The following is a 15184-nucleotide window of genomic DNA, read 5'->3' as shown; positions in this document are numbered from 1 at the left end:
GGTTTTTTCCGAGGCCGCGCGAACGGCGCGAGCCACCGACTCCACGGGGGAGACCGGCCATGTCAGGCAACACCGTCACACAACCGCACAGCACCTCCTGCACGCCGAGCCGCGCTGCACGCGAACTGGGGCTCAGGCGAGGCGAGTTCGACCTCGCCGTGGACCTCGGATGCATCCGCACGGTGCCCGACGAAGGGGGCGGGGGCCGGCGGGTCACCCGCACCGAGATCGGCCGGCTGCACGCCGAGGACGGCTTCCCGGAGGCCCTGAGGAAACGCGTCGAAACCGTGGGCACGAAGGAGGGAGCGGACCTTCTGCAGGTGACGCCCGGCAAGTTCACGCGGCTGGCCCGGCTCGGCGTGGTCAAGCCCGTCAAGTTCTATCTCAACCGGTACCGGGCCGTGGTCTGGCTCTATCTGGCCGAGGAACTACGGCAGTTCGCGGCCGACGAGAACAACGCGCCGCTGCTGAAGGGCCGAACGCCCTCCGGTGCGCGGGAGCAGCTCATGGCCGGGCTGGATCTGCGGCCCCGCAACTGGCGCTCGCGACACCTCGGATTCCTGCTGCGACGGGCCGACAGTCATCCCTGGGCGTGCGCCGCGGCCGTGGCCTCCTTCCTCGACGCCGTCCAGGTCGCGGAAATCGTCCAGGACCCCTACGAGCGCGTCCACTTGAACCGGTTCCGGCCCAGGCCGCAGGCGCACGGCGCACCCGGCTCGCCCGCCGCGCACCTGGCCGAGAGCCTCACTCTGGCGGAGGACCCGGACGAGATCGACTGGCTGCGGGCCGATCTCGCACAGGCAGTCAGCCATGCACGCGCACTCCAGCCCGCGCCGCGCCCGACTGCCAGGCCGAGGTCGGCGGAAGCATCGGAACAGGAACAACCCGCACCGCCGGCGGGTGCCGAACACAAGGCGCCCGGGCTCTCCACGGCCGCGGTACACAACCCGCCCGTGCCGTCGACAGCTGTGGCACAGGATCCGCTCCAGCCCCCGACGGCCGCGGCGCAGGACCCACCCACCCCCTCGACGGCCGGGGAACAAGACCCGCCCGTCCCCGAGGCACCGGGACGCTCACACAACCTGCTGAGCTGGCTGCGCCGCAGAACGCCGTGAGCTACAGCGCCCGGAACAGACCTTCCTGGACCACCGACACCAGCAGTCGGCCCTCCACGTCGTAGATCCGCCCCCGCGCCAGGCCTCGGCCGCCCGTGGCGATCGGCGACTCCTGGTCGTAGAGGAACCACTCGTCCGCGCGGAACGGCCGGTGGAACCACATGGCGTGGTCCAGCGACGCGATGTCGAAGCTCCGTGGGCCCCACAGGGGTTGGACCGGGATGCGGACGGCGTCCAGGAGGGTCATGTCGCTGGCGTAGGTCAGCGCACAGGTGTGCACGACCGGGTCGTCGCCCAGCGGCCCGACCGCGCGCATCCACACCGCGCTGCGCGGCTCGGCGTCCTTGACGTCCTCCGCGGTCCAGCGCAGCCGGTCCACGTAGCGGATGTCGAAGGGCTGGCGGCGCGCCATCCGCTCCAGCTGCTGGGGCAGCTCGCCGTGGTGCTCCCGGATCTCCTCGGTGACGGTCGGCAGCGACTCCGGGTCCGGGACCTTGCGGGCCGGCGGCAGCTGGTGCTCGAAGGATCCTTCCTCAGGCTTGTGAAAGGAGGCGGTGAGATTGAAGATCGTGCGGCCCTGCTGCACCGCGGTGACCCGGCGGGTGGTGAACGACCTGCCGTCCCGCACCCGCTCGACCTGGTACACGATCGGCACGCCCGGCCGGCCCGGGCGCAGGAAGTACGCGTGCAGCGAGTGCACCGGACGTTCGCCGTCCGTGGTGCGGGCGGCGGCGACCAGCGCCTGGCCCGCCACCTGCCCGCCGAAGACCCGCTGCAGGGACTCCTGCGGGCTCAGGCCACGGAAGATGTTGACCTCGATCTGCTCCAGGTCGAGCAGGTCGACCAGTCTCTCGGCCGGGTTCGTCATGCGTGGGTTTCTCCTTGACTCACGACGTGGCTCACAGCTGGCCGACGTCGGTGACGCGAACGACCGCACGGCCCTCGGCGTCGGAGGCCGCGAGGTCGACCTCGGCGCTGATGCCCCAGTCGTGATCGCCGTTCGGGTCGGCGAAGATCTGGCGAACGCGCCACAGACCGTGCTCCGGCTCCTCCTCGATGAGCAGCAGCTTGGGACCGCGCGCGTCCGGACCGGTACCCAGGTCGTCGTACTCGTCCCAGTACTTGTCCATCGCCTCGCCCCATGCGTCGGCGTCCCAGCCGGAGTCAGCGTCCAACTCGCCCAGCTCCTCGACGTGATCGAGAGCGGCGAGTTCCACGCGGCGGAACATGGCGTTGCGGACCAGGACCCGGAAGGCGCGGGCGTTGGAGGTGACCGGCTTGACCTCGTCGGCCTTCTCCTGGGCCTCCTCGGCGGTCATCTCCTCCGGGTTGGCGAGCTGCTCCCACTCGTCCAGCAGACTGGAGTCGACCTGGCGGACCATCTCGCCGAGCCACTCGATGAGGTCCTGCAGGTCCTCGGACTTGAGGTCGTCGGGGATGTTGTGGTCGAGGGCCTTGTAGGCGCTGGCGAGGTAGCGCAGCACGATGCCCTCGGTGCGGGCCAGCTCGTAGAAGGACACCAACTCCGTGAAGGACATGGCCCGTTCGTACATGTCCCGGATGACGGACTTCGGCGACAGCGGATGGTCACCCACCCACGGGTGGCTCTTGCGGTAGGTGTTGTAGGCGTGGAAGAGCAGCTCCTCCAGGGGCTTGGGGTAGCTGATGTCCTGGAGGCGCTCCATGCGCTCCTCGTACTCGACGCCGTCCGCCTTCATCGCGGCCACGGCCTCGCCCTTGGCCTTGTTCTGCTGTGCGACGAGGATCTGCCGCGGGTCGTCCAGCGTGGACTCCACGACGGACACCATGTCCAGGGCGTAGGACGGCGAGTCCGGGTCGAGGAGTTCGAACGCGGCGAGGGCGAACGTGGACAGCGGCTGGTTGAGCGCGAAGTCCTGCTGCAGGTCCACGGTGAGGCGGACGATGCGGCCGGTGGCGTCCGGCTCGTCGAGCTTCTCGACGATGCCGCCGTCCAGCAGCGAGCGGTAGATGGCGATCGCCCGCCGGATGTGCCGCAGTTGCTGCTTGCGCGGCTCGTGGTTGTCCTCCAGCAGATGCCGCATCGCCTCGAAGGCGTTGCCCGGACGGGCGATCACCGACAGCAGCATCGTGTGCGTCACCCGGAAGCGGGAGGTCAGCGGCTCGGGATCGGAGGCGATGAGCTTCTCGAAGGTGTTCTCCGTCCACCCGACGAATCCCTCTGGAGCCTTCTTGCGGACGACCTTGCGGCGCTTCTTCGGGTCGTCGCCCGCCTTGGCGAGCGCCTTCTCGTTCTCCACGACATGCTCGGGGGCCTGTGCGACGACAAAGCCCGCCGTGTCGAAACCGGCCCGCCCGGCACGGCCGGCGATCTGGTGGAACTCACGGGCGCGCAGCGTGCGCACACGGCTGCCGTCGTACTTGGTCAGCGCCGTGAACAGCACTGTGCGGATGGGCACGTTGACGCCCACACCGAGCGTGTCCGTCCCGCAGATCACCTTCAGCAGACCGGCCTGCGCGAGCTTCTCCACCAGACGCCGGTACTTGGGCAGCATGCCGGCGTGGTGGACACCGATGCCGTGCCGCACGTAGCGGGAGAGGTTGCGGCCGAACTTGGTGGTGAAGCGGAAGTTGCCGATCAGCTCGGCGATCTGCTCCTTCTCCTCCTTCGAGCACATGTTGATGCTCATCAGCGCCTGCGCCCGCTCCACGGCCTGCGCCTGCGTGAAGTGCACGATGTAGACCGGCGCCTGCCGGGTCTCCAGCAGCTCGGTCAGCGTCTCCGTGAGCGGGGTGAGCCGGTACTCGTAGGACAGCGGGACCGGGCGGGTCGCCGAGCGGACCACCGACGTGGGGCGGCCGGTGCGCCGGGTGAGGTCCTTCTCGAACATCGAGACGTCGCCGAGCGTGGCCGACATCAGGACGAACTGCGCCTGGGGCAGCTCCAGGATCGGGATCTGCCAGGCCCAGCCGCGGTCCCCCTCCGCGTAGAAGTGGAACTCGTCCATGACGACCTGGCCGACGTCCGCGTCCTTGCCGTCGCGCAGCGCGATCGAGGCGAGGACCTCGGCGGTGCAGCAGATGACCGGCGCGTCCGAGTTGACGGACGCGTCGCCGGTGAGCATGCCGACGTTCTCGGTGCCGAAGATCTTGCACAGTTCGAAGAACTTCTCCGAGACGAGCGCCTTGATCGGAGCGGTGTAGAAGGTGACCTCGTCCCGGGCCAGAGCGGCGAAGTGGGCGCCCGCGGCGATCATGCTCTTGCCGGAGCCGGTGGGTGTCGAAACGATCACGTTCGCACCGGAGACCACCTCGATCAGCGCCTCCTCCTGATGGGGATAGAGCGTGAGACCCCGCTCCTGGGCCCACGACTCGAAGGCTTCGTAGAGGGCGTCGGGGTCGGCGGTCGGCGGCAGCTGATCGATGAGGGTCACGCACCCATCTTGCCTGGCGACCTCCCTCACAGGGGAATCGGTTGCCGGCAGGAAGATCACGACCAGTACGCTGTGTCGCCGACGGAGTGTCAGCGCACCCGGTCAACTGGACAGCGGCACACGAGGAATGGGGCGGGGAACGGCCATGATGGGACCAGCACACTCACTGTCGGGCGCCGCCGCCTGGCTCGGCGTCGGTGCGGCGGCCGCGGCGGCCGGGCACCCCATGCCCTGGCCGGTCATCCTGGTCGGTGCTCTGATCTGCGCCGGAGCCGCTCTTGCCCCGGACCTGGACCACAAGGCGGCCACCATCTCCCGGGCCTTCGGCCCCCTCTCGCGCGGGCTGTGCGAGATCGTCGACAAGCTCTCCTACGCCGTCTACAAGGCGACGAAGAAGCAGGGCGACCCACGCCGCTCCGGCGGCCACCGCACGCTCACCCACACCTGGCTGTGGGCCGTCCTGATCGGCGCGGGTACGTCGGTCGCCGCCATCACCGGTGGCCGCTGGGCGGTGCTGGCCATCCTCTTCGTCCACGTGGTGCTGGCCATCGAGGGCCTGCTGTGGCGGGCGACCCGGGGCTCCAGCGCCGATGTCCTGGTGTGGCTGCTCGCTGCGACGAGCGCCTGGATCCTCGCCGGCATCCTGGACAAGCCGGGCAACGGCTCGGACTGGCTGTTCACCCAGCCCGGCCAGCAGTACCTGTGGCTGGGGCTGCCGATCGTGCTGGGCGCGATAGTCCACGACATCGGGGACGCACTGACGGTCTCCGGCTGCCCGATCCTGTGGCCGATCCCGGTGGGCCGCAAGCGCTGGTACCCGATCGGCCCGCCGAAGGTCATGCGGTTCCGGGCCGGAAGCTGGGTCGAGCTCAAGGTGCTGATGCCGGTGTTCATGCTGCTCGGCGGGGTGGGCTGCGCGGCGGCCTTGAACTTCATCTGAGAGGGCCGCCCCGCCGGGGTGAGGTCCGGACGCCGTGACCCCACCCCGCGAGCCCTGGGTCAGTCCTTCCACTGCTGGGCCGGGGACACACCGGGCAGCGGCCTGCCGATCACGGCGAGCGGGATGAAGAAGAAGACCTGGCAGATGGCGATCGTCAAAGTGGCGAGGGCCTTCTCCTCGTAGTGTTCGGCGGCCTTCGCATACAGCTCGTCGGAGACGCGTTCACCGTGCGGGTTCGGGGTGAGCACCGCCTCGACCAGGGCGAGGGCGACCCGCTCGGCGTCACTGAAATAAGGGGCGTCCTGCCAGGTCGCCACGCCCATGATCCGCTCCTCGGACTCACCTGCCTTGCGCAGGCTGCCGGTGTGCAGGGCGGTCAGGTAGGTGTTCCCGACCAGCTGGCCGGCGCGCAGCTGCAGCAGGCTGATGGTGGTCTGCGGGATCGAGCCGTTGCCGGTGGCCTTGAACAGGGCGCCGGTGACCGGACCGAACTCGGGGACGAGCCTGAGGGGGTTGGACAGGCGCGACTGCGTGGTCATGGCGTTTCCTTCCGGAATCCTCGGGATGCTTTCGTCGGACTGACGGATCCCGAAGCCCGGATGTGACCGCCGGACGCCTTGGATTTTCTGGTCGGGCCCTCAGGAGCCCTGGCCCGTGCCGCCCCCGTAGCGCCGCTCGAACTGGGCGATACGCCCTTCCGTGTCCACGGTCCGCGCCTTGCCGGTGTAGAAGGGGTGGCTCTCGGACGAGATCTCCACGTCCACCACCGGATACGTCGTGCCGTCGTCCCACTCGATGGTCTGGTCGCTGGTCGCGGTGGACCGGGTCAGGAAGGCGTAGCCTGCGGCGCGGTCGCGGAAGACGACCTCGTGGTAGTCGGGGTGCTTGTCCTGCTGCATACGGTGCTCCTTGGCTGGTCGGCGGCTGGTCAGCCGGACAGGGCGTCCTCGTCGACGATGTGCATGGCCGCCTCCTCGGCGGAGGCCGCCGCACCGTCGATGCCGACGTCCCGGGCGACCAGGGCGCTCTCCTCGTCCTCGTGTGCGCCCTCGTCCGGTGCCACGAGACGGCCGGAGCGGACGGCGCCGACCTCGTTGTCCAGGAGTTCGCCGTCGGTGCCCTCGCAGTCGCCGATGCCGTCGGTGTCGGGCATCACGAGGTCCGGCAGTTCCTCGGCGAGCCGCTGGTCCAGGGTTTCCCCGTGCTGCCGCTCCGCCGCCGTCACATCGGCGCGCTCGACCGCCCATGGTCGGTCCGGAGGGGACCAGCCCCGGTCGAGGGGGTCGTCGACACCGTCGTCGACCAGGGTGTCCTCCACGTCGAGCAGCCCGGAGTCCTCCTGGATCTCGGATCCGTCGGGCTGGTAGACGTCGTCTCCCCATCCGTCGGCGCTGTTCACGGGTACCTCCAGGTGGTGGGGACGGGCCCGTTGCTCACCGCGCGGGGCGTCGGTGTGCCGTGGCGCGGAGCACAGGCTGCGCCCGGGAGGAACCGTCGGTCCCAGGGCGCTCCCCGAGCCGGTGCCGATATCCAGCCTTCCACCCCTTTTCGTGACTGCGCAACGGCACGGCACCAGGAGGTATGCGGCGCAGGGGGGAAGCGGCTCCGTGGGCATGCCCGAGTGCTGCGGGGCGGGGGCCGAGGTCAGCTGGGCAACACGGCCGACGACCAGACGTGGCCGTCGTCCGCCACCAGATCGACGCGGTCGACGGCGCGTGCCGATCCGTAGGCGATCCAGGTGGCCCGGCCGGAGGGCGGTACCCACCACTGGCCCGCGTCGCGGGTGGAGCCGTCCTTGAGGAGGAGCCGGCAGGTGTAGTGGGTGCCGGGCCGGCCGGCCGTGATCTGCATGACCATGACCTGCTCGCTCCCGGCCCGGCTCGGTTCGACGCTGCCCACCCGTGCCCCCGAGCCGGTGAGCAGCAGGCCTCCGTGGTCGCTCGCGGTCACCTGGGCCGGGGCCGACTCGTGGTGCAGGAGCGCGGTGCCGGCCGCGCCCAGGCACAGTCCGGCCGCGGCGGCCGCGGCGAGCAGCAGCGGGGTCCGGCGGCGCCGGCGGGCGGGGGAGGGGCGGCGCAGTTCCAGGCGGTCGAGGACCCGGGCGTCGAAGCCGGGCGGGGCGGCGACCGCAGGAGCCGCGGGCAGCACCGCGTCGACGGCCGCCGACAGATCGTCGTAGGCCGTTCGGCAGGTGGCGCAGGAGGTGAGGTGGCGCAGCAGCTGCGCCGGTGCCCCGGGGAGGGCGCCGAGGGCCAGGGCGGTCAGTTCGTCCTCGTCAGGGTGTTCCATCGCGGCTTCCCTCCTTCAGGTCGTCGCGCAGCCTGCGCAGGCCGGTGCGGATGCGGGTCTTGGCGGTGCCCAGGGGAATGTGCTCGTGCCGGCCCACCTCCGCGGCTGTGCAGCCGCCGAGCACGGCGAGCGCCACCGCCCGGGCCTGCTCGACCGGCAGGGCCCGCAGCCGGTCGAGGGCTCGCTCGCTCTCCAGGGCGATCAGGGCCAGCCGTTCCGTGCCGTCGGAGTCGTTCTCGGCCCGCAGGGTCACATCCAGGAGCCGTTCCAGGGTCTCGGCCAGGACGGGACTGGAGCGCCGCGCCCGCACGGCGTCGATCGCGGCGTTGCGGGTGATGGTCAGCAGCCAGGTGAGGGCCGAGGCCCGCCGGGGGTCGTAGTTCCCCCCAGCCCGCCAGGCCCGTACGAACACCTCCTGGCTCACGTCCTCGGCGAGGACCGGGTCACGGGTGACCGACAGCGCCAGCCCGTACACCGCGTCCTGGAAGCGGCGCACGAAGGCGACCGCCGCCTGCTCGTCGCCCAGCGCGAAGCCGGCGACGAGCGCGGCGTCGTCGACCCGGTCGGCACGCGGGAACAGCTCCACGTTCATATGTACGTACGGGAGCACCGAAAGGATTGACCGCAGTCCACCGCAATCCACCCCAATCCGTCCACATCGCTCGCCCGTACAACCTCCGTCAGAAGGGACGGAGAGACCATGAGGCGAAGCAGGATCACCGTGGCGGGGATCGCACTCGCGGGTCTGGCGCTCGCCGGCTGCGGCGGCGGGGGCGGCAGCGCCCACAGCGCCAGCCAGGCAGCGGCCACCATGGACACCTCGACGATCAGGACCAGCCACTCACAAGTGGGCGACATCCTCGTCGACGGAGGCGGCCGCACGCTGTACCTGTTCACCGAGGACGGCAAGAACACCAACTCGATGAACTGTGACGCCACCTGCATGAAGCTGTGGCCGCACATGGAGGGCCAGCCGCACGCGGGCGCAGGCGTCGACGCGAACCTCGTCGGCCACACGAAGGTGTCGGGAAAGGCCCAGGTCACGTATGCCGGGCACCCGCTGTACTACTACGCCAAGGACAAGAACGCCGGTGATCTGAAGGGGCAGGGCATCGACGGGATCTGGTACGTCCTGAACGCCAAGGGCACGGCGATCAAGAAGGCCGTCCCGACGTCGAACAGCAGCGGTGGCGGTGGTTATGGGTACTGACCCGGTCGGGTGCCGCAGAACGGCAGCCCCCGACCGGGCCGGGAACGCTCACCCGTGCCACGACCGCCACAGCGCCGCATACGGTCCCTGCGCCGCCACCAGTTCGTCGTGGCTGCCGAGCTCGCTGATGCGGCCGTTCTCGACGACGGCGATCAGATCCGCGTCATGGGCGGTGTGCAGCCGGTGGGCGATGGCGACCACCGTGCGGCCGTCGAGGACGCGGGCGAGGGAGCGCTCCAGGTGGCGTGCCGCACGCGGGTCCAGCAGCGAGGTCGCCTCGTCCAGGACCAACGTGTGCGGGTCCGCCAGCACCAGCCGGGCCAGCGCGATCTGCTGGGCCTGCGCCGGGGTGAGCGCCAGCCCGCCCGAGCCGACCTCGGTGTCCAGCCCGTCCTCCAGCGCACGCGCCCACCCCTCGGCGTCGACCGCCCCCAGCGCCGCCCACAGCTCGGCGTCCACCGCGCCGGTCCGGGCCAGCAGCAGGTTGTCGCGCAGGGAGCCCACGAAGACGTGGTGCTCCTGGTTGACCAGGGCCACATGGGAGCGCACTCGCTCGGCGGGCATCCGGGACAGTTCGGCACCGCCGAGGGTGATGCGGCCCTCCCGCGGCGCGTAGATGCCGGCGAGCAGCCTGCCCAGCGTGGACTTGCCCGCGCCCGAGGGACCGACCAGCGCCAGCCGGGTGCCGGGCGCCACCTGCAGCGACACCTTGCGCAGTACGTCCACGCCCTCGCGGTAGCCGAAGTGCACCCGGTCGGCGTGCACATCGCGCCCGTCCGGGGCCAGTGACGCCTCACCCGCCTCCGGCTCGATGTCCCGCACGCCGACCAGCCGGGCCAGCGACACCTGGGCCACCTGCAGCTCGTCGTACCAGCGCAGGATGAGGTTCACCGGGTCGACGAGCATCTGCGCGATCAGCGCGCCCGTCGTCAGCTGGCCCACTCCGATCCAGCCCTGCAGGACGAACACACCGCCGATCATCAACACCGAGGCGAGCACGGTCACATGGGTGAGGTTGATGACGGGGAAGAGCACGGACCGCAGCCAGAGTGTGTAGTTCTCCCAGGCGGTCCATTCCTTCACTCGGCGGTCGGACAGCTCGATCCGGCGCTCGCCGAGGCGGTGGGCCTCCACGGTGCGCCCGGCGTCGACCGTCTCCGCAAGAGCGGCGGCCACGGCCGCGTACCCGGCGGCCTCCGAGCGGTAGCCGGACGGCGCCCGCTTGAAGTACCAGCGGCAGCCGGCCACCAGCAGCGGTACGGCCACCAGCACGGCGGGCGCGAGCGGCGGCACCGTCACGACGAGACCGCCGAGCAGCAGCACCGCCCACACCACGCCGATCGCCAGCTGCGGCACCGCCTCGCGCATCGCGTTGGCGAGCCGGTCGATGTCCGTCGTGATCCGGGACAGCAGGTCGCCCGTGCCCGCCCGCTCCAGGACGCCCGGCGGCAGTCCGACCGACCGTACGAGGAAGTCCTCGCGCAGATCGGCCAGCATCCGCTCGCCGAGCATCGCCCCGCGCAGCCGCACCTGCCGTACGAAGACGGCCTGGACGAGCAGCGCGAGGACGAACAGCGAGACGGTGAGCGGCAGATGAAGCTCACGCGCCCCGTCCGACACCCGCTCGACCAGGTCGCCCAGCAGCCATGGGCCCGCCATCGAGGCGAGTACGGCCGCCGTGTTGACGGCGATCAGGATCAGGAAGGCACGCCGGTGCCGGCGGAACAGTTCGGCCACATAGGCACGTACGGTCGCGGGGGCGCCGACGGGCAGGGTGTGCGCCGTCGTCGGGGCCGCCGGGTCGTACGCCGGTGGCGCCACGCCGATCATGCTGTCTCCTCGATGTCTTCCAGTTCCTTCAGAACGTCGTCGTCTTCGAGGACACCGCTCAGGGCGGCCTCTTCCTCGGTCTCCCGGGTGACCACGGCCCGGTAGCGGGGCTCGGTGTGCAGCAGTTCGCGGTGCACACCGACTGCGGCGACCTCGCCCTCGTGGACCAGCACGACCCGGTCCGCATGGTCCAGGAGCAGCGGCGAGGAGGTGAACACCACCGTCGTGCGCCCCTCGCGAAGCGCGCGCACCCCCTCCGCGATGCGTGCCTCGGTGTGCGAGTCGACGGCCGAGGTCGGCTCGTCCAGGACGAGCACCTCCGGGTCGGTGATCAGCGAGCGAGCCAGCGCGAGTCGTTGTCGCTGCCCGCCGGACAGCGACCGCCCGCGTTCGGTGATCCGCGTGTCCATCGGGTCGGCGGCGTCCAACGACCCCTGGGCGAGCGCCTCCAGGACGTCCCCGCACTGCGCGGCCGCCAGCGCGTCGCGCGCCGCGACGTGACCCGAAGCGGGCACGTCGAGCAGTTCCCGCAGCGAACCGGACAGCAGCACCGGGTCCTTGTCCTGGACGAGCACCGCCTTGCGGGCGGTGTCCAGCGGCAGCTCGTCGAGGGGCACGCCGCCCAGCAGGACGGAGGTGCCCTGCTCGGCGGGGTGTCCGCCCAGCCGTTCGGCGAGCAGGCCCGCCGCGTCCGGGTCGCCGCACACCACGGCGGTCAGCCGGCCCGCGGGGGCGAGCAGACCGGTCGCCGGGTCGTACAGGTCCCCAGAGGGGACGTCGGCCGTGCGTGAGCCCTCGGTGTCCGTGGCCCGTTCCAGCGACAGCACCCGCGCCGCCCGCTTGGCGGAGGGCCGCGAGAAGGAGTAGGCCATCGCGATCTCCTCGAAGTGCCGCAAGGGATACGTCAGGACCATCACCGAGCTGTAGACGGTGACCAGTTCGCCGACGGTGATGCGGCCCTGGCGGGCCAGATGGACGCCGTACCAGACGACCGCGACCATCAGCAGACCCGGCAGCAGCACCTGGATCGCGGAGATCAGGGACCACATGCGGGCGCTGCGCACCGCCGCGTGACGGACCTCCTGGGAGGCGCGGCGGTAGCGGTCGAGGAACAGCTCCTCGCCGCCGATGCCGCGCAGCACACGCAGTCCGGCGACGGTGTCCGAGGCCAGTTCGGTGGCCCGACCGGCCTTCTCGCGCTGGAAGTCGGCCCGTCGGGTCGCCCGTGGCAGCAGCGGCAGCACCGCGACGGCCAGCAGGGGCAGGCCTGCGGCGACGACCACGCCGAGCTTGGGCTGGTAGACGAGCAGGGCGACGCAGACCAGCACGACGGTGAGGGCCGCAGCGGTGAATCGGGAGACGCCCTCCACGAACCAGCCGATCTTCTCGACGTCACCGGTGGAGACGGCCACGACCTCGCCGGCCGCCACGCGCCGCGTCAGCGCCGAACCCAGCACGGCGGCCTTGCGGGCGAGCAGTTGCTGGACGCGGGCGGCGGCCGTGATCCAGTTGGTGACCGCGGCACGGTGCAGGAACGTGTCGCCGAGTGCGGTGCCGAAGCCTGCCAGGGCCAACAGAGCGCCCGCGAGGGCCAGCCGGGTGCCCGAGTGGTCGACGACGGCCTGGACGGCCGTGCCGACGCAGAAGGGCAGCGCGGAGACCGACGCGAAGTGCAGCAGGCCCCAGGCCAGCGACTTGAACTGACCGCCCAGTTGACTACGGCCCAGCCACCACAGGAATCGGGGCCCGGAGCGTGCGTCCGGCACGCCCGGGTCGGGATACGGAAGGTCTTGAATCTGCATGACGACTGACGTCCCAGTGGCTCGTGTCAGGGGGTGGGGGGAGCCGCGAACGGCGGCAGCAAACCGTGACAGGTTCGCGTCGCAGCGTGGTCGAAGGCAAACGGTTTTCCGTGCAGCCGTACAGAATGGGGCGATGCGAAAGACCGGTACGCCGCGTGCGGCGACCGCGGTGGCGGCCCTGGGAGCCCTTCTGACGGCCTTGACGGCGTGTGGCGGGGCGCAGGACAGCAGTACCGCGGAGACAGGGGCCGCGGGCAACACGGCCGCCACGCGCGCGCGTACCGCCGAGGGCACCGGCATCCCCGACATCGGCGACCGCCTGCGGAAGCGGATTCCCGCGAACTCCGGTCAGGTCGTCGCCGTCTACGGCGCAGGCAGGGACTCCGCGGACTCCACGGTCGTGCTGTACACGAAGCACGGCTCGACCTGGGAGCGGACCCGCGGCTGGCCGGCGCACAACGGCAAGAAGGGCTGGACCGCCGACCACCACGAGGGCGACCGACGCAGCCCCGTCGGCGTGTTCACCCTCACCGACGCGGGCGGCGTCCTGCCCGACCCCGGCACCCGGCTCCCGTACACCCGCGACGCGTCCTTCGCGGCCCCGCGCTGGTGGGCCGCGTCGCACTGGCACGACTTCGACTACGTCATCGCCATCGACTACAACCGAGTCAAGGGCACCCCGCCCAACGACCCGACCCGCCCCGAGGGCGAGACGAAGGGCGGCGGCATCTGGCTGCACATGGACCACGGCAGCGGTACCTCGGCCTGCGTCAGCCTGTCCAGGGCGGCCATGGAATACCTGCTGCGCACGCTCGACCCGGACCGTCATCCCGTGGTGGTGATGGGGGACAGGGCGGACCTGGAGGCCTGGCACTTCTGAGGGAGGCCTCATTGCCACGAGGCGCCAACTCCCCGTAGAACACCGGCCATGAAGAGACGGATCGTCATGTCCATGCTCGCCGGGGTGGCCCTCCTGGCGGGCACCCTCCTCGGGGCGGCACCCGCCCAATCCGCCGACGTGCCCGCCGAGTTCGGGACCGATTGGCACGACCCGGTGACGGCGGCTCCGCCCGTCGGCGCACCGGCCGGCAAGTCCTGCCAAGTCACCCTCGCCGAGGCGCAGTTCAAGGACTTCACCCCCTACAGGGGAACGTACACACCACCCAAGGGTTGTGGCGACCGCTGGAGCAAGGTGGTGCTGCGCCTCGACGGCAAGGTCAAGGGACGGCAGTTCGACCGGCTCGGCTATCTGCACGTCGGTGGTGTCGAGATCCTCCGCACCTCCACCCCCGAGCCCTCGCCCGACGGCATCGCGTGGTCCGTCGAGAAGGACGTCACGCGCTACAGCGACACCTTCCGCAGCAGCCGGGACGTCGAGATGCTCATCGGGAACGTCGTCGACGACACCTACACCGGCGTGCTCGACATCAAGGCCACGCTGACCTTCTACCCGGGCAAGCCGACCGCCGCGCCCGCCGACAAGGTCCTCACCCTCGGTGACGGCAACACCCTCACCACCCCGCGCAACAGCGAACGCATCCTCGCCGAGGTGTACGCCACCGGATCGGGCGGCGGCTGCGAGGAGTTCTGGTATCTGGCGGTGCCCGACAAGGCGCCGTACTCCTGCCAGGCCGACGGCGGCCCGTACCGTGAGGTGCAGATCAAGGTCGACGGCCAACTGGCCGGAATAGCCGCGCCGTTCCCGCACGTGTGGACCGGGGGCTGGTCCGACCCCTTCCTCTGGTACGTCGTTCCGGCACCGCGCGCCTTCGACGTCAAGCCGATCGAATACGACCTGACGCCCTTCGCGGGGCTCCTCAACGACGGCCGCCCGCACAAGGTCGACGTCTCGGTGGTGGGCGTGCCCGAGGGGCAGAGCGGCTGGAGCGCGCCGGTCGATGTGCTGGTGTGGCAGGACGCCGGGCGGGCGCACGTGCCCGGGAAGCTCACCGCGGACCGGGCCGGGGACCTCGCGAACTCCTCGACGTATACGGCCGGTTCACCGGAGCGGGTGGACACCGAGGCCGGTCACCGGCTGACCGTCTCCGGGTATGTCGACACCTCGCACGGGCGCGTGACCACGACCGTCAGCCGCGAGCTCGCCAACACGTCCGCCCACCGGTGGACCGACGGCGAGAACATGGACGGCCTCGACGCCAGGTGGAGCGACGACGAGTCGGTCACCGTCGACGGGCGCGGACCGGCCCGCACGACACTCACCCACCGCACGTACACGATGAACGGCTCGACCACCATCGGCGACGACGCACGGCTGCGCACCGCGCTGACGCTCGGCGACCGTGCCGCCGTCGTCGAGACGCGCGGCGGACGGCGCACGGGCTGGTCGCTGCTGGACGACACGGTCACCGGCGACGCCACGTACACCACGGGCGTCCCGCGCGATCAGCGGCACGCGGTCGGCACGACGAGCGAGCGCTACCGGCTGTACGGCTCGGCGGGCTGCTACGACCGCTCCCTGACGACCGTTCAGGGGGTGCTCACGGAGGAACGGGACGGCTGCTGACGCGAGTCGTGTGCGATGCGTCACACGGGGCGTGATTTACATGTACGCAACATGGAGGTTG

General features: G+C 71.0%; 14 protein-coding genes. 5 read left to right on the top strand and 9 right to left on the bottom strand.

Going from position 1 to position 15184, the window contains the following annotated elements:
* The first annotated feature begins 59 nt into the window (after positions 1 to 59).
* Positions 60 to 1115, top strand: a complete 1056-nt coding sequence (locus ACWDAG_RS12260) for a DUF6397 family protein (protein WP_450695512.1) — start codon at positions 60 to 62, stop codon at positions 1113 to 1115.
* A 1-nt stretch (position 1116) separates the two neighbouring features.
* Here the strand turns inward: ACWDAG_RS12260 and ACWDAG_RS12255 are convergent, their stop codons facing one another.
* Entirely contained in the window at positions 1117 to 1983 is an 867-nt protein-coding gene (locus ACWDAG_RS12255) for an acyl-CoA thioesterase (protein WP_450695511.1), read from the bottom strand.
* Positions 1984 to 2014: 31 nt separating this feature from the next.
* A complete protein-coding gene (locus tag ACWDAG_RS12250; RefSeq protein ID WP_450695510.1) occupies positions 2015 to 4528 on the bottom strand; it encodes a DUF3516 domain-containing protein in 2514 nt (837 codons plus the stop codon).
* A gap of 145 nt (positions 4529 to 4673) precedes the next feature.
* Between ACWDAG_RS12250 and ACWDAG_RS12245 the strand changes: the two genes are divergently transcribed.
* A complete protein-coding gene (locus ACWDAG_RS12245; protein ID WP_450695509.1) occupies positions 4674 to 5468 on the top strand; it encodes a metal-dependent hydrolase in 795 nt (264 codons plus the stop codon).
* 59 nt (positions 5469 to 5527) lie between these two features.
* Here the strand turns inward: ACWDAG_RS12245 and ACWDAG_RS12240 are convergent, their stop codons facing one another.
* The 5 genes from ACWDAG_RS12240 to ACWDAG_RS12220 all read right to left on the bottom strand — a co-directional run bounded on the left by ACWDAG_RS12240 (position 5528) and on the right by ACWDAG_RS12220 (position 8349).
* The gene (locus ACWDAG_RS12240; RefSeq protein ID WP_450695508.1) at positions 5528 to 6007 is read right to left on the bottom strand and encodes a carboxymuconolactone decarboxylase family protein; all 480 of its coding nucleotides are present in this window, start codon (positions 6005 to 6007) and stop codon (positions 5528 to 5530) included.
* A gap of 99 nt (positions 6008 to 6106) precedes the next feature.
* Positions 6107 to 6367, bottom strand: coding sequence for a type B 50S ribosomal protein L31 (locus tag ACWDAG_RS12235; RefSeq protein WP_450695507.1), 261 nt, complete (start codon positions 6365 to 6367; stop codon positions 6107 to 6109).
* A 29-nt stretch (positions 6368 to 6396) separates the two neighbouring features.
* Positions 6397 to 6867, bottom strand: a complete 471-nt coding sequence (locus ACWDAG_RS12230; protein ID WP_450695506.1) for a DUF5709 domain-containing protein — start codon at positions 6865 to 6867, stop codon at positions 6397 to 6399.
* A gap of 245 nt (positions 6868 to 7112) precedes the next feature.
* Complete coding sequence (locus ACWDAG_RS12225; protein WP_450695505.1) at positions 7113 to 7757, bottom strand: hypothetical protein; 645 nt, start codon at positions 7755 to 7757, stop codon at positions 7113 to 7115.
* The gene (locus ACWDAG_RS12220) at positions 7744 to 8349 is read right to left on the bottom strand and encodes an RNA polymerase sigma factor (protein ID WP_450695504.1); all 606 of its coding nucleotides are present in this window, start codon (positions 8347 to 8349) and stop codon (positions 7744 to 7746) included. Before ACWDAG_RS12220 ends, ACWDAG_RS12225 begins: the two co-directional genes overlap by 14 nt.
* A gap of 108 nt (positions 8350 to 8457) precedes the next feature.
* Here ACWDAG_RS12220 and ACWDAG_RS12215 point away from each other — a divergent pair, with 108 nt between their 5' ends.
* The gene (locus ACWDAG_RS12215; protein WP_450695503.1) at positions 8458 to 8967 is read left to right on the top strand and encodes a COG4315 family predicted lipoprotein; all 510 of its coding nucleotides are present in this window, start codon (positions 8458 to 8460) and stop codon (positions 8965 to 8967) included.
* Positions 8968 to 9015: 48 nt separating this feature from the next.
* Here ACWDAG_RS12215 and ACWDAG_RS12210 read toward each other — a convergent pair whose 3' ends face one another.
* Together ACWDAG_RS12210 and ACWDAG_RS12205 are read right to left on the bottom strand one after the other, a co-directional pair.
* Positions 9016 to 10797, bottom strand: a complete 1782-nt coding sequence (locus ACWDAG_RS12210) for an ABC transporter ATP-binding protein (RefSeq protein WP_450695502.1) — start codon at positions 10795 to 10797, stop codon at positions 9016 to 9018.
* A complete protein-coding gene (locus ACWDAG_RS12205; RefSeq protein ID WP_450695501.1) occupies positions 10794 to 12599 on the bottom strand; it encodes an ABC transporter transmembrane domain-containing protein in 1806 nt (601 codons plus the stop codon). The genes ACWDAG_RS12210 and ACWDAG_RS12205 overlap by 4 nt, the downstream gene beginning before the upstream one ends.
* 133 nt (positions 12600 to 12732) lie before the next feature.
* Between ACWDAG_RS12205 and ACWDAG_RS12200 the strand changes: the two genes are divergently transcribed.
* Together ACWDAG_RS12200 and ACWDAG_RS12195 are read left to right on the top strand one after the other, a co-directional pair.
* Positions 12733 to 13479 (top strand): L,D-transpeptidase family protein, encoded by a 747-nt coding sequence (locus tag ACWDAG_RS12200; protein ID WP_450695500.1) that lies wholly within the window; start codon positions 12733 to 12735, stop codon positions 13477 to 13479.
* A 48-nt stretch (positions 13480 to 13527) separates the two neighbouring features.
* Positions 13528 to 15123, top strand: coding sequence for a peptide-N4-asparagine amidase (locus tag ACWDAG_RS12195; RefSeq protein WP_450695499.1), 1596 nt, complete (start codon positions 13528 to 13530; stop codon positions 15121 to 15123).
* Positions 15124 to 15184: the final 61 nt, after the last annotated feature.

Source organism: Streptomyces sp. NPDC001157 (assembly GCF_053598255.1).
This window is presented reverse-complemented; position numbering and strand designations above follow the sequence as displayed.

Coding starts and splice junctions, on each gene's coding strand:
- ACWDAG_RS12225 (WP_450695505.1), bottom strand. CDS start 7,757: ATGGAACACCCTGACGAGGACGAACTGACCGCCCTGGCCCTCGGCGCC.
- ACWDAG_RS12200 (WP_450695500.1), top strand. CDS start 12,733: ATGCGAAAGACCGGTACGCCGCGTGCGGCGACCGCGGTGGCGGCCCTG.
- ACWDAG_RS12215 (WP_450695503.1), top strand. CDS start 8,458: ATGAGGCGAAGCAGGATCACCGTGGCGGGGATCGCACTCGCGGGTCTG.
- ACWDAG_RS12245 (WP_450695509.1), top strand. CDS start 4,674: ATGATGGGACCAGCACACTCACTGTCGGGCGCCGCCGCCTGGCTCGGC.
- ACWDAG_RS12240 (WP_450695508.1), bottom strand. CDS start 6,007: ATGACCACGCAGTCGCGCCTGTCCAACCCCCTCAGGCTCGTCCCCGAG.
- ACWDAG_RS12260 (WP_450695512.1), top strand. CDS start 60: ATGTCAGGCAACACCGTCACACAACCGCACAGCACCTCCTGCACGCCG.
- ACWDAG_RS12220 (WP_450695504.1), bottom strand. CDS start 8,349: ATGAACGTGGAGCTGTTCCCGCGTGCCGACCGGGTCGACGACGCCGCG.
- ACWDAG_RS12205 (WP_450695501.1), bottom strand. CDS start 12,599: ATGCAGATTCAAGACCTTCCGTATCCCGACCCGGGCGTGCCGGACGCA.
- ACWDAG_RS12235 (WP_450695507.1), bottom strand. CDS start 6,367: ATGCAGCAGGACAAGCACCCCGACTACCACGAGGTCGTCTTCCGCGAC.
- ACWDAG_RS12195 (WP_450695499.1), top strand. CDS start 13,528: ATGAAGAGACGGATCGTCATGTCCATGCTCGCCGGGGTGGCCCTCCTG.
- ACWDAG_RS12255 (WP_450695511.1), bottom strand. CDS start 1,983: ATGACGAACCCGGCCGAGAGACTGGTCGACCTGCTCGACCTGGAGCAG.
- ACWDAG_RS12210 (WP_450695502.1), bottom strand. CDS start 10,797: ATGATCGGCGTGGCGCCACCGGCGTACGACCCGGCGGCCCCGACGACG.